General features: G+C 60.5%; 7 protein-coding genes. 4 read left to right on the plus strand and 3 right to left on the minus strand.

Translation table 11 applies throughout. From position 1 onward, the window contains the following. The first annotated feature begins 13 nt into the window (after positions 1-13). Positions 14-6,034 carry a carboxypeptidase-like regulatory domain-containing protein gene (locus tag DW189_RS09710; RefSeq protein WP_117507840.1) on the plus strand — a complete coding sequence of 2,007 codons (6,021 nt, stop codon included), beginning with the start codon at positions 14-16 and terminating at the stop codon, positions 6,032-6,034. 42 nt (positions 6,035-6,076) lie between these two features. Here the strand turns inward: DW189_RS09710 and DW189_RS09715 are convergent, their stop codons facing one another. Then, positions 6,077-7,123, minus strand: a complete 1,047-nt coding sequence (locus tag DW189_RS09715) for an endonuclease/exonuclease/phosphatase family protein (protein ID WP_117507921.1) — start codon at positions 7,121-7,123, stop codon at positions 6,077-6,079. A gap of 92 nt (positions 7,124-7,215) precedes the next feature. Between DW189_RS09715 and DW189_RS09720 the strand changes: the two genes are divergently transcribed. After that, positions 7,216-8,175, plus strand: a complete 960-nt coding sequence (locus DW189_RS09720) for a UDP-glucuronic acid decarboxylase family protein (RefSeq protein ID WP_022332633.1) — start codon at positions 7,216-7,218, stop codon at positions 8,173-8,175. A gap of 105 nt (positions 8,176-8,280) precedes the next feature. Here DW189_RS09720 and DW189_RS09725 read toward each other — a convergent pair whose 3' ends face one another. Then, a complete protein-coding gene (locus tag DW189_RS09725; RefSeq protein WP_117507842.1) occupies positions 8,281-9,264 on the minus strand; it encodes an alpha/beta hydrolase in 984 nt (327 codons plus the stop codon). Positions 9,265-9,365: 101 nt separating this feature from the next. Continuing rightward, positions 9,366-10,766 (minus strand): Gfo/Idh/MocA family protein, encoded by a 1,401-nt coding sequence (locus DW189_RS09730; protein WP_117507844.1) that lies wholly within the window; start codon positions 10,764-10,766, stop codon positions 9,366-9,368. 95 nt (positions 10,767-10,861) lie between these two features. Between DW189_RS09730 and lnt the strand changes: the two genes are divergently transcribed. Then, positions 10,862-12,448, plus strand: coding sequence for an apolipoprotein N-acyltransferase (gene lnt / locus DW189_RS09735; RefSeq protein WP_117507846.1), 1,587 nt, complete (start codon positions 10,862-10,864; stop codon positions 12,446-12,448). Positions 12,449-12,463: 15 nt separating this feature from the next. Next, positions 12,464-13,753, plus strand: coding sequence for a bifunctional folylpolyglutamate synthase/dihydrofolate synthase (locus DW189_RS09740; protein WP_055210138.1), 1,290 nt, complete (start codon positions 12,464-12,466; stop codon positions 13,751-13,753). Positions 13,754-13,841: the final 88 nt, after the last annotated feature.

A 13,841-nucleotide genomic window follows, 5' to 3' on the forward strand; every position in this document is an offset into this window, starting at 1 on the left:
CCCCGACCTCGCCATGAAGTATTGCAGTACGATCCTCGTGGGGCTTCTCTGCACGGCCGCCTGCCTGGCGCAGACCCCGCTGCCCGAAAGCCGCCGCACCTCCCCGGAAATATTCATCTATAAACCCGATGCCAAAGAGCTCCGCGAACTGCATGTGAAAGGCAAGGCGCCCGACGAAGAAATGCTGCACACGTTCGTCGGCAAATATGCTGCGGCGGGAAAGATCCCGCAGCTCCCCCAGGGAAACTACCTGCGGGTCTGGACGGACGGGAACGAACTCGTATACGGCGACCATGTCGTGGACAATTTCTACTACCGGCTCGTCAGGGACGAGCAGGTGATGCTGATACTCTGCGACACGCTGGGCAACACCATCGACGATGCCGTGGTAAAACGGGGCTCGAAACGGATGAAATACGACCCTGCCACGCGCACCTACAACCTGCCGCGCATCCGCGGCGAAGAGGCCACGGTCGAAGTAAACAACGACGGCGTACTGCATTACATCACCATCGCGAACGAACCGGACTACACCTACCGTCCCGGGTTCTTCAAAACGGCCTGGGGAAAGGTCAAAACAGCCTTCAAACGGGTTTTCGCACCGGGGAAACTGCCCGCGCGGGACAAGTACGACGGATTCGTGGTATTCAGCAAACCCAGGTACAAACCCGGGGAAACGGTGAAATTCAAGGCGCACATCGACCGCAAAGGCAAGCCCTTCGACGGGAAGGTCGACGTGGCGCTCGTTTCGTATTACTCCCCGTCGATAGACACGACCCTCGTATCGCTGGCGCCCTACCGTCCCGGCATGTACGCATGGGAGTTCAGGCTTTCGGACAGCCTCCGCCTCCGCCTCGACAAGGATTACACACTCCGTTTCCGGACGGGCGACAAGCGTGCGAATGACGTCACGGGCCGTTTCCGCTACGAGGAGTACGAACTGGGCAAGCTCACCTTCACGGCCAGGGCCGACAAACAGAAATACGCACGGGGCGACACGGTGAGGATTTCACTGAGCGCCGTGGATGAGAACAACATGCCGGTATACGACGGACGGGTAAAGGTCTTGGTCAAACCCGCCAGGTACATGGGCTGCAAATTCCTCGCCCGCACGGCATTCGTCCCCGACCGGCTCTGGGAGCATACGTTCGGCATGGAGGGCAAGTCCACGAAGGAAATCATTCTGCCCGACTCGATATTCGTCGACGGCGTGTCGATGTATTACGACGTCGCCTGCTCGTTCTTCGATGCGGGCAACGAACGCAGGGATGAGCGCATAAGCCTGTACCGGGACGCAAGGCGGAGGCGGATCGACTATTCGGCCGACCAGGGGATGCTCGCCCTGCGTGAACTGTACGACGGCAAAAGCGTCGAAAGCCGTGCCCTGGTAACCGCCTACAACCCGGAATACGGGATCGTATGGCAGGATTCGGTTACATTGCCCTGCAGTGTGCCGCTGTCGTGGATCGTCAGCGAATACGAGGTGCAGAGCGCCACGGCATCGGAGGACATCGAGGTCGGAAAGCTGCCGGGCGAACTGATCGGGCACCGCTTCTTCCGCCGGGACGGCAACGTCCGGCTGGTGGTGAACAACCCCGCGAAATTCCCGTTCTGGTACACCATCTGCATGGGGGACAAGACGATTGCCAAGGGGTATGCCACCGAACTTGACTTCGCGCGCAAGGACAACGGCCGCAAGGGCTATTCGATGCAGATAGCCTATCTGCAGGGGGAGAATGCCCGGACGATACGCGGCGAGCTGCCCTTCACGGAGAAAAACATCACGATGGAGGTAAAGACGGCGGCGACTGTCTACCCCGGACAGAGCGCAAAGGTCGAAGTGGCGGTGAAAGACCGCAAGGGACGCCCGGTGAAAAATGCCGACGTGACGGCCTATGCGTTCACCTCGAAATTCGAAGCCCAGCCGCCGGAAGTGACGATCTACGGGAAATCGGCATCGGGAAAGGCCATCACCCCGAAAAACTACGAAGCCGACGAGGATTTCCTCTACAACACCCGCAGCAGGATGGATTGGCCGCTGTGGCGGCAGCGCATGGGACTCGATTCGATCGAATACTACAAATTCCTCTACCCGGAGCCGTTCTACGCCTACACCGAGGAAGTCCCCGGAAGACTCACCCAGCTATCCCCCTATGTGGTCGTCGACGGGGAAGTGCAGGGTATCCATGTCCTGTGGATCGACGAACAACCCCACTATTTCAAACAGGCGCAGCAACTGACGCCGTACAGCTTCCCGATATGGCCGGGATTGCACACGCTGCGGCTGCGCACCTACGACAGGGAGGTGACCGTCGAGAACGTCTATGCGGGCGAAGGGCTGAAGACCATCGTTTCGGTAGACGGCGGACGATCCGCAGTGCAACCCTGGGAGGCTTCCGGAGACAACCATCCCGTGCGGATCTCCGTCCGGGAATACGGAAGAAAAGAGAAAGGCATGCTCACGCAGCGCGAGACAGCGCTGCTGACGCGGCACATGATTACGGTCGACAATACCTTCGGGAAAGCGACCCTGCTCACGGGACAGCCGGACAAGCAACCCTCCTACACGGTTGAAACCGAGCTGCCGGGCATTATAAATGCCGGCGGGGTCTGCTACTACCTCAACGGCGCGGAGAAACAGGCCCGCCGCTACCGCTGGGACAGGCCGCAGGCCGAAACGGCGATCCTGGCAGGGCCGTTCCCCTACCGGGGATTCACCACCGGGGGCATGCAGGTCGGAACGCTCTATTCGGATACGCTTGCAGTCAACAGTTTCGAGATCGAGGGCGGCTACCGTTACGACATTCGGAACAACTACCTGAAACAACAGAGTTGGGAGCAGAACCCGATCCGGAGGCAGCTCGAACCGTTCACGCAGGAGGTCTGCTTCGGGCAGGACGCGCTAACGGCCGAATCGATCCGCGGCATATTCAGGCGGCAGCTCGCCGACATGGTCGAAAACGAATCGGGGCTGATCTCTGCCGTCCCGCAGATATCGCTCATGGACAGCTGCCGCCTGCAACTGTCCACAGGCAAGCTGGCGGACGGCACAAGGGCACAGCCGATCATGGTGCTCCTGCAATCGACGGGCAAGTACCCCGCCAGCAGGCTCTACTACGGCACGACGACCGAAATCGACAGGCTGCCGGAGGGGAACCTCCGCGTAGACCTCATCTTCAGGGATACGACCCGCTGTTCGGCCACCGTAAAGCTGCGGAAAGGCGGCATCAACTACCTGCGGATGGATTCGCTCATAAAGGAGCCGGCCGACGACCGCAGCCGCGCGCTGTTCGGGAAACTGGAAAGGATGTTGCGCGTATCGCGCCCCGCGGCACCGCTGGCCGACTATAAGCCCGCGGTCGCGGAGCGGGACAACCCGTTGCGGAACCCGGGACGCATCAGCGAAGCCAACCTGACGGGCAAAGTCGTCACGGGCACCGTGCGCGACCCGTATGGGGAGCCCATTGCCGGGGCATCGGTGCAGATCGACGGGACTAACGTCGGAACCGTCACGGATACGGACGGAAAATTCACCCTTTCGGACACGGGACGGGGAACGCTCGTCGTCAGTTATATCGGCTACCGGAATTTCGCCACCAAACTGATCTCCGGCTACAACTATAACATCGCCCTGGAAGAAGATTACAACGCACTGGAAGAGGTCGTGGTCGTAGCTTACGGAAAGTCCGGAAAGAAGGCCGTGGTGGGAAGCAGGGCCAATTCCGCGACGGTCACAACGGAAGTGGCATTCGCAGAATTCGACGAGGAAACGGAAACGCTCACAAGTACGCTCGCGGGCATGTCCGCCGGGATACAGGTGCGGGGAACGGGCACAATCGCCGGCCAGGCCCCGATGATCGTCGTGAACGGCGTACCCTACGACGGGGCGCTGTCGGACTTCGATCAGGGAAGCATCCTGTCGATGAACCTCGTCAGGGACGCGAACACAGCAATCTACGGGGCGAGGGCCGCAAACGGGATCATCTTCATCGAAACCACCGACCGGAACGGGGCGGGCGGCGACGGATTCCCGCTCGAGGCCGGCATGCCGAACACGCTGCGCACCGATTTCCACGACGACGCATTCTGGAAACCCCGCCTGACGACCGACAAAGCGGGGCGTCTGACCTTCGAAGTGACTTATCCGGACGACATCACCAGCTGGGACGCCAATTTCATCGTCGTCGGCGGCCGCAGGCAGGCGGACAGGAAGCAACTGCGCATAAAATCGTACAAGCCGCTCAACGCCCAACTCTCCGTTCCACGCTTCGCCATCGCGGGCGACAGCCTCAATGCTGCCGGACGGCTGACCAACCACACCGGCGACACCTTGTCCGTACGCCGCATGGTCGAAACCGACGGACGGACAGCCGAGGAGCAAATCCGCATCGCCACCTCGCATACGGACGCAATACCCGCCGTCGCAGGGGATGCCGACAGCATCCGGATAGTCTACTCGCTGACGACGCCCGGCGGCTATTTCGACGGGGAGCGGCGTGCGATCCCGATCTACAAGGCCGGAATCCTGGAAACCCACGGGGAGTTCGCCGTCCTCAACGACACCACTGCCCTGCGGTTCACGCCCGACCCGGCGCTGGGTACCGTGACGATCCACGCCGAGGCATCGGCCATGCAGGCATTCCTCGACGAGATCGGGAACATCGACCTCTATCCCCACCTCTGCAACGAGCAAATGGCTTCGAAGGTCAAGGCTCTGCTCTCGAAAAAACGGATATACAGCCTGTTCGGACGGAAATTCAAGGACGACGACAAGGTCACGAACCTGCTGCGCAAACTGACGGCCAACCAAAACGACGGCAAGTTATGGGGGTGGTGGAACCGGGAACAGACCGAACTGTGGATCTCGCAGCAGGTCGTGGAGGCATTGCTCGACGCCGAAACGGAGGGTTATAAGACCGGCCTCGACCGGCAGGCACTGACGGACGCGCTGCTGGCCGGCCTGAACCGCCGTATGCCGGCAGCGGCATCCGACACGACAGGGATGCGGAAAAACGAACTGCTCTTGCTGGTGGGGCTTCTCCGCAAGCTGGACGCCAGGATCGACTACCCGCGCTACTGCGCTTTCATCGCGTCGATCCCCGACGCGACGCTCGGCAACCGGCTCCGGACGGCGGAAATGCTGCAACAGTTCGCCCTTGATGGGATGCCCGCCGCGGATTCGCTGCTGGCTCTTGCCTCCCGAACCATGATGGGATCGTTGTACTGGCGCGACAAAACACCGCGGGAACCGACGCCCCGCAGGTTCGCGCAGCCGGACATGAGCGACGTCGAGAACACGCTCACGGCATACCGCATCCTGCGCGCCGCGGGCAACCGCAAGGCCGAGTTGGAAAAGATCCGCAACTACTTCTTCGAACAGCGTAAAAGCGGTTCGTGGCGCAACACCTACGAATCGTCACGGATCGTGGAAACCATCATGCCCGACATGCTGGAAAAGGACGGCGGCGCGTTCCGCGAAGCAAGCCTGACGATCGACGGACAACGGTTCGGCAAATTCCCGCTGACCCGGACATACGCCCCCGGAAAGGAGATAACCGTCCGCAAAGAGGGTTCCATGCCCGTATTCTTCACAGCCTACCAACAAGCCTGGAACGACAAACCGGAACGTGCGGCAGAAGGCTTCACGGTCTCTACCCTGTTCCGCAAGGACGGCAAGCCCGTGACAACTCTCCATGCCGGGGAGCGCGTCGAACTGGTGGCAACCGTAACGGCCGATTCCGACGCCGAATACGTCATGGTCGAGATCCCGATCCCCGCGGGCTGTTCCTACGACTCGAAAGAAAAAGGCGATTTCTGGAAAGAGACACACCGGGAATATTACAAGGAGAAGGTCGCCGTCTTCTGCAACAAGCTCCGCAAGGGGACGCATACCTTCACCGTCAGGCTCCTGCCCCGCTATACGGGCTCCTACCACCTCAACCCGGCGCGTGCCGAGCTGATGTACTATCCGGTATTCCATGGCCGCAACGAGATGAAAAAATGCGGCGTGGCCGAAGCGCAGGAGACCCGCTGATCCCGGGAAAAAGACATGACGGCAGCGTGACGATTGCGTCCGCTACCTGAACCGCAGTTCAGCGACCACGGCCTTGTGGTCGCTGACATCTTCCGGAGGCATGTAATAACGGATGCCCTCGAAAGCGTCGTCGTAAAAGATGTAGTCGATGCGCAGTACCCCTCCCAGATAGCGGAAAGTACCGCCGTAACCGCTCCCGCTGTCGCGGAAACCGTCGGTCATGTTCCCCTTCATCGTATGGTAGGTATAGGACGAAGGCGTATCGTTGAAGTCGCCCGCAAGGATCACCGGGTAGGGCGAAGCATCTATTTCGACCCGGATTTCACCTACCTGCCCGGCACGGATACTACTGTTGTGTTCCAGCTCGCCCAGTATTCGCTCGACGGGTGCGTCGCGGTTGTAATCTTTCCGGAACCGGCGCCTGAGCTGGGCGATGCCCGAAGTCTGGAGGTGGACGGAGAAGAGACGCACCGTATCATCGCCGACGAGCAGGTCGGCACGCAGGTAGTCGTTGTTCGTATCAGCAAACCGGACGTATTTATGATCGAGAACGGGATAACGGCTGGCCAGGGCCGCACCGCCCTCATGCAGGAAATAGGGCATCCGCCGAGCGAAGACCTTCCCGATGCTGTCGGCCGGAAATTCCCTGCTGTCCATAAACTCCTGCAGGCAAAGCACGTCGACCTGCTCGCGGTTCACCATGCCGGCGATGGCCCTGGCCGTAGCGGGCGTGGATTCCAGTCTGCGGAATCCGTTTACGTTGAGCGTGGCGATGCGGATGTCGTGCGGATTACCCCTCTCCTTGAAATCGGGAAGCTGAACCATGGCTGAAATATACCCCAGGTTGAGTACCAGCGCGACCAGCGGCATCAGCAGGACGATCCATTTGCGGCGAACCGCCCACCAGACCAGCGCAACTACGTTGGCCAGCAGCACGACCGGCATCAGCAATGCGAGCGTCGCCCAGAACCCGCCCTCCCCGGGGGAGACGGACGCAGCGTGCCGGCACAGGACGGCGGCAACCAGAAGCAGCCCGGTGAGCACCACCGAAATGCCATAAAAAAGGAAAGAAACGGCTTTGCGACCCATTTTGTGCACTATTAAAGCGATTAACGCGTACAAAGATATGCTTTTACAAATAAAATCAGTATATTTGACGATCAAAAAAGACGCGATTTGGAATGAAGAGGATTTTAATCTCTGGCGGTGCCGGATTCATCGGTTCGCACCTATGTGAAAGACTGCTTGACGAAGGAAACGACGTGATCTGCATCGACAACTATTTTACCGGGCACAAAAGCAACATCCGGCACCTGCTGAAACACCCCAATTTCGAAGTCATAAGGCACGATATAATCTACCCCTACATGGCGGAGGTCGAGGAGATCTACAACCTTGCCTGTCCTGCTTCGCCCATCTACTACCAGCACGACCCGATCAAGACGACGCAGACTTCGGTCATCGGTGCGATGAACATGCTCGGCATGGCGCGCTACAACCGCGCCAAGGTGTTGCAGGCTTCGACTTCGGAAGTATACGGCGACCCGCTGGTACATCCGCAGACCGAGGATTACTGGGGACACGTGAATCCGCTGGGGCTGCGCTCGTGCTACGACGAGGGCAAACGCTGTGCCGAGTCGCTCTTCATGAGCTACTACCGCGAACATGGCATCCCGGTGAAAATCGTCCGGATTTTCAACACCTATGGCCCGAAGATGGACATCAACGACGGCCGCGTAGTCTCGAATTTCATCGTCCAGGCATTGCGCAACGAACCGATCACGATCTACGGCGACGGTGAACAAACCCGCTCGTTCCAGTATATCGACGACCTGGTCGAAGGGATGATCCGCCTGATGGACGATACGCCCGACGATTTCACGGGCCCGGTCAACATAGGCAACCCCAATGAATTCACCATCAATGAGCTGGCTGCCATCGTCCTGGAACTCACGGGTTCGAAGTCGAAGATCATGCACATGCCCCTGCCGTCGGACGACCCGCAGCAGCGCAAGCCCGACATCTCGCTGGCCCGCAAGATGCTCAACGACTGGGAACCCACGATCCAGCTGCGCGACGGACTGGTAAAGACCATCGCCTATTTCGAGGATATCCTGTCGCGGGGGAGCGTCCGGCACTGATCCGCCCCTGAAATCGGCCCGCCCTTCTTTGAACACCGTCAGCCTGTTGAGCACCGCCCGCCTGTTTGAGTACAGCCCGGCACAATTCCCAATGCAGCCCCAACCCTATTTTTCCAGGTAGTCCCGCAATACGGAGCCAACCAGCCGTATCAGCGTGCGCGTCGGATGCAATGCGGCGAACCCGTTGAGCATTCCCCAATCGTGTACCACGCCGTTGAAGCGCACGGTCGTCACTTCGACGCCCGCCTCGTCCAGACGACGCCCCATCGCCTCGCCCTCGTCGCGCAGGATGTCGTTCTCGGCAACGACGATCAGCGTCGCAGGCAATCCCCGCAGCCGTTCGGCAGAAGCACGCACGGGCGACATGAGGTCGTTGCCGCGCTGAGCCGGGTCTGAAACGTACTTGCCGAACATCCATTTCATCAACGGTGCGGTCAGGAACCGCTGGCGGCCGTATTTCACATACGAATCCCAGTCGTACCCCGCATCGGTCACGGGCCACATCAGCACGAGCGTGCGCAGCCGCGGCCCGCCGTGATCCTCGGCCACGAGCGCCGCCGCAAGCGACATGTTACCGCCGACGCTGTTGCCCGCCAGCGCCAGCCGGCTGCCGTCGACCCCGATCTCCCGGCCGTTTTCGGCCACCCATTTCACTGCGGCATACACCTCCTCGACAGCCTTCGGAAAATGCGCCTCGGGCGAAGGAGTATAGTTGACGAATACCGCCGCACAACCCGACTCCACGACAAGGTCGCGCACCAGCCGCCTGTGGGTGGGATAGTCGCCCAGCACCCAGCCCCCGCCGTGAATGAACACGAACGCCGGAAGATACCCGCGCCCCGCCCCCGAAGGTCGGACGAGGTTCAGGCGGAGCGTATGCCCTTCGCTTTCGACCGTCCGTTCGGACTCCTCGATGCCCGACAGATCGACATGCACGGCCGCCTGCACATCAGCCAGGACGCGACGGGCCTCCCCGACCGGCAACGATTCGACGGGAGCGCCGCCGTTCAACACTTTCAGATAAGCTTTGGTTCCCCGCGACAGGTGGTCGTCCTGCAAATAATCCGGAGCTTCCTTCAGATGATCCATAACAAACCGTTTTAAAGTTTATGACACGGACTGCAAAGGCGCTGCCACAAACGAAAAAAGCCGGACGAAATGTCCGGCTTTTCGGTATGTCAAAGCGGTTTTTACTGCGCCATGGCATGGCGGAACCCGTCCACCTTGTCCCAGTCGCCGCGCGTGAAGTCGGGCACGGCGACCGGCATGCTGTTGTGTTCGAGCGAAGCCGAGGTCAGCGACCCGATGCACGACCACTCGGCAGCGTCGTAAACGTCCTGATCGAGCGGCAGGCCATGCTGCAGGCAGTAAACGAGGCGATAGTCCATGATGAAATCCATGCCGCCGTGGCCGCCCACGCGGCGGGCCTTCTCCTCGATGTCCCGGGCGATCGGATGCTTGTAACGCTCCATCAGCGCCGCCTTCGCCGCCTGGGGGATGAACGAATGCTCGCTCAGATTCTCGTGGTCGGGAATCTCCTCGCCGGCGATTTGCTCGGGACGGAACGCATAGCCCTCGACAGGGTATTTGTTGGCGAAGCCCTCGGTGCCCGTAAGCTGGTACATGCGGCTGTAAGGACGGGGCGTATAGACGTTGTGTTCGAGCAGAATCGTGCGTCCCCGCTCGGTCTTGATGAGCGTCAGCGTCTGGTCGGCATTGGCGAAGGTCTCGGCACCCATCTTCTCCTTGGCGAGTTTCAGGCCGTTGACCGACTTGGTATCCATCGCCACGAGGTAATTCATCTTGTCGCCGCGGTGGATGTCCAGCAACTGGCAGGCGGGGCCGAGGCCGTGCGTGGCATAGACGTCGCCGCGGTGCGACTGGTTGAAGTCGAGGCGCCAGTTGCCCTGGTAATAATCCCAGTAGGGTTCGAGGTTATGAATATAGGAGCCTTCGGTGTGGAGTATCTCGCCGAACAGCCCGTGCTGAGCCATGTTGAGCGTCGTCAGCTCGAAGAAGTCGTAGACACAGTTCTCGAGCATCATGCAGTGGCGCTGTGTCTTCTCGGCAGTGTCGACCAGTTGCCAGCACTCGTCGAGCGACATGGCGGCTGGGACTTCGACGGCGACATGCTTGCCGTGCTCCATGGCATAAACCGCCATCGGGACGTGCAGCTGCCACGGGGTGCAGATGTAAACCAGGTCGATGTCATCGCGCCGGCAAAGTTCCTTCCACCCCTCCTCCCCGCTGTACGGGGCGGCGGCCGGGAGGTTATGTCCGGCGAGGATCTCCTGAGACTTGTCGACACGCTCGGGGTAGAGGTCGCAGAGCGCCACGATCTCGACCCCGTCGATATTTGCGAAGCGTTCCACGGCGCCCGGGCCGCGCATACCCAACCCGATGAACCCTACGCGTACGACCGGGATCGGGTCGACCGTCAGCCGCAATACGGAATGCTGGCCCTCGGCGCGGGCCGGGACGTCGAATACGATCACGCCGTCGACGATGCTGTAACCTTCCTTCGGCGAGGTGCTGCAACCGCAGAACAATACGGTCGCCGCCGAGAACAATAAAAAGGCAAATTTCTTCATTATATCCGGGATATTTAGATGTTTAGACAAAAGTATGAAATATTTTGAAATCTGCGCTCATTTGACTACTTTTGCCGACGTAAAAATCACACACCATGTTTCGTAGATTAGCGGCGGTAATCCTCTCGGTCGTCCTGCTCTCACCGGGCTGGCTCGGCATGACGGGGCTCACGCTGCCCTTCGCCATGATCCCGCTGCTGTGGATCAGCGCATCGTACGACCAGACGCGCCGCTCGTGGTGGCGCATGTTCGGCTGGGCGGCGCTGACCTTCGCGCTGTGGAACATCTCGACCGTATGGTGGATATGGAACGCCACTCCGGTGGGGCCCGTGGCCGCGACGCTCGCCTCGACGACGCTCAACATGATCGCCTTCATGCTGTTCCACACCGTCTCGAAGAAAGGGCCGAAGGCTCTGGCATACACCTTACTCATTGCCGGGTGGATCGCAACGGAATACTGGTATACGGTCGGCGAATTCTCGTGGCCGTGGCTGATCCTGGGCAACGGGTTCTCGCACGACGTATGGCTCGTACAGTGGTACGAATACACGGGTGTCTTCGGCGGTTCGCTGTGGGTGCTGCTCTGTAATATCCTCTTCTTCGAGGCGCTGCGGGCACGCCGCAGCATCGGGCGGTGGATCCCGGCCGCGGGCGTCCTGCTCCTTCCGGCCGCCGTGTCGCTGGGCATCTGGTGGAGCTGGGAGCAACCTGACGAAGGGACGGCCGAGGTGAGCATCCTCCAACCCAACGTCGACTGCTACGACAAATTCAACGGCCGCGCCGACTGGCAGGAAGACAACATCACCGACCTTCTGGCACAGGTGCCCGCCGGGGCGCAATTCATCCTGCTGCCCGAGACCGCCGTACCGGGGCATTACTGGGAACCGGAGCTTTCGGAACTCCGCCCAGCCGACGAACCGGGCATGTTCTGGCAGGAACTGACCGACAGCCTGCGCCGGTCGCACCCCGGGGCGCTGCTCGTCACGGGCGCCAACACCCTGCGTTATTATGCCGCCGGGGTACAACCCCGCACGGCACGCAGGGACGGGTTCGGCGAAGGTTACTACGACGTATTCAACACGGCCGTAGGGCTCGACTCCGCAGGCCGGATGCAGCTGCACCACAAAGGCAAACTGGTGATCGGCGTGGAAAATACCCCGACACTGCTCTTCGACATCCTGCAATTCCTCGTGATCGACCTGGGCGGCGTCGTGGGACAGATCGGCATGGGCCAGCACGGCACGGCCTTCGAACACCGGGGCATGAAAACCGGCCCGGCAATCTGCTACGAAGGACTTTACGGCGATTTCTTCGGCGATTTCGTGCGCCGCGGGGCGCAGTTCATGGCCATCATCTCCAACGACGGCTGGTGGGGCGACACGCCCGGCTACAAACACCTCTTCACGATCTCGCGCCTGCGCGCCGTCGAACACCGCCGTGCCATCGCCCGGTCGGCCAACACCGGCATGTCGGGCTTCATATCGGCCCGCGGCGACATCGGCCAGACGCTCGGCTGGGAAAAACGGGGCGTGCTCACCGCGGCCGTGCCCCTCAACTCCCAACTTACCTTCTACACCCGGTACGGCGACTACCTGGGACGCATCTCCGAATACCTGATGCTGCTCTGTGTGCTCTACTACATCGCCTACCGGGCCAAGAAAAAGAACCACCTCGTAAAATAAAACCCGAAACCCGATATGAATTACACCCAGACCCTCGAATTCCTCTTCCAGTCGCTGCCGGCCTTCGAAACCAAAGGCGCAACGGCCTACAAGCCGGGATTGGAGCGCATCACCGCATTCTGCCGCCACATCGGCAACCCCCAGCGCAATTTCTTCACGATCCACGTGGCGGGCACGAACGGCAAAGGTTCCGTATCGCATATCATCGCCTCGGTATTGCAGCAGGCCGGCTACCGCACGGGGCTTTTCACCTCGCCCCACCTGCAGGATTTCCGCGAACGCATCCGTGTCGACGGCGAGATGATTCCCAAACAGAAGGTCGTGAACTTCGTGGACAAACACCACGACAAGATGGTCGAACTGGAACTGTCGTTCTTCGAAATGACCGCGGCACTGGCTTTCGACTACTTCGCACAGAGCGACGTCGAGGTCGCGGTGATCGAAACGGGACTGGGCGGACGACTCGACGCCACGAATATCATCGTACCGGTCGTAAGCGTCATCACCAACATCGGGCTGGAGCATACGGCGCTGCTGGGCGACACGCTCCAGAAGATCGCAGCCGAAAAAGCCGGAATCATCAAGAAGAGCATCCCGGTCGTGATCGGCGAGGGCGACGTGCGCTACAACGAAGTGTTCGAGCAGGTCGCTGCGGCCAACAAATCGAAAGTCATCTATGCCGAAAAGGTATTCTCGTGCCAAGAGTGCGGTTGCCGGGAAGGGCGGCAGCACTTCTGCATGCACCGCATGCGCGACGACCGCAAATTCGAGGTAGACCTCGACCTTACGGGCAATTACCAGCGCCATAATATCCTGACGGCCGCGGCGACGGTCGATTTCCTGCACGAGGAGACCCCGCTGACGATCTCCCGCCGTGCCTTCCTCGAAGGGACGCGCGATGCGGCGGCCATCACCTCGCTGGCGGGACGCTGGCAGAAGCTGGGTGAAAATCCGCTCGTCGTCTGCGACACGGGGCACAACCCCCACGGCATCGCCTACGTGGCCGAACAGCTCAAAGCGACGCCCCACAAGGAGCTTTACTGCGTGATCGGGTTCGTCCGCGACAAAGACCTGGCACACATCCTGCCCCTGCTGCCGCGCGACGCGCACTACATCTTCACGCAGGCACAGACCGAAAGGGCATTGCCCGCCGCCGAACTGACAGCCAAGGCTGCGATCTACGGGCTCAGGGGGGAAACCATCCCCGAAGTGCCGGCCGCCGTGGCACACGCCCGGGAACTTGCCGCTGCGGACGATATGGTCTTCATCGGCGGCAGCACCTATGTCGTCGCCGAAGCGCTCTGATACATACGATATTCAGAACCCGTATAAAGTCCGTCCGAGTGTCTCGGACGGACTTTCTTTTGTCATCGCGAATAAAACTATAAAAAAT

It is taken from the genome of Alistipes sp. AM16-43 (assembly GCF_003435745.1).
Classification (GTDB): domain Bacteria; phylum Bacteroidota; class Bacteroidia; order Bacteroidales; family Rikenellaceae; genus Alistipes; species Alistipes onderdonkii.

What these genes read in the sequence shown, in the direction of transcription:
- lnt (WP_117507846.1), top strand. Translation starts at nt 10,862, where the DNA reads ATGTTTCGTAGATTAGCGGCGGTAATCCTCTCGGTCGTCCTGCTCTCA.
- DW189_RS09720 (WP_022332633.1), top strand. Translation starts at nt 7,216, where the DNA reads ATGAAGAGGATTTTAATCTCTGGCGGTGCCGGATTCATCGGTTCGCAC.
- DW189_RS09730 (WP_117507844.1), bottom strand. Translation starts at nt 10,766, where the DNA reads ATGAAGAAATTTGCCTTTTTATTGTTCTCGGCGGCGACCGTATTGTTC.
- DW189_RS09715 (WP_117507921.1), bottom strand. Translation starts at nt 7,123, where the DNA reads ATGGGTCGCAAAGCCGTTTCTTTCCTTTTTTATGGCATTTCGGTGGTG.
- DW189_RS09725 (WP_117507842.1), bottom strand. Translation starts at nt 9,264, where the DNA reads ATGGATCATCTGAAGGAAGCTCCGGATTATTTGCAGGACGACCACCTG.
- DW189_RS09710 (WP_117507840.1), top strand. Translation starts at nt 14, where the DNA reads ATGAAGTATTGCAGTACGATCCTCGTGGGGCTTCTCTGCACGGCCGCC.
- DW189_RS09740 (WP_055210138.1), top strand. Translation starts at nt 12,464, where the DNA reads ATGAATTACACCCAGACCCTCGAATTCCTCTTCCAGTCGCTGCCGGCC.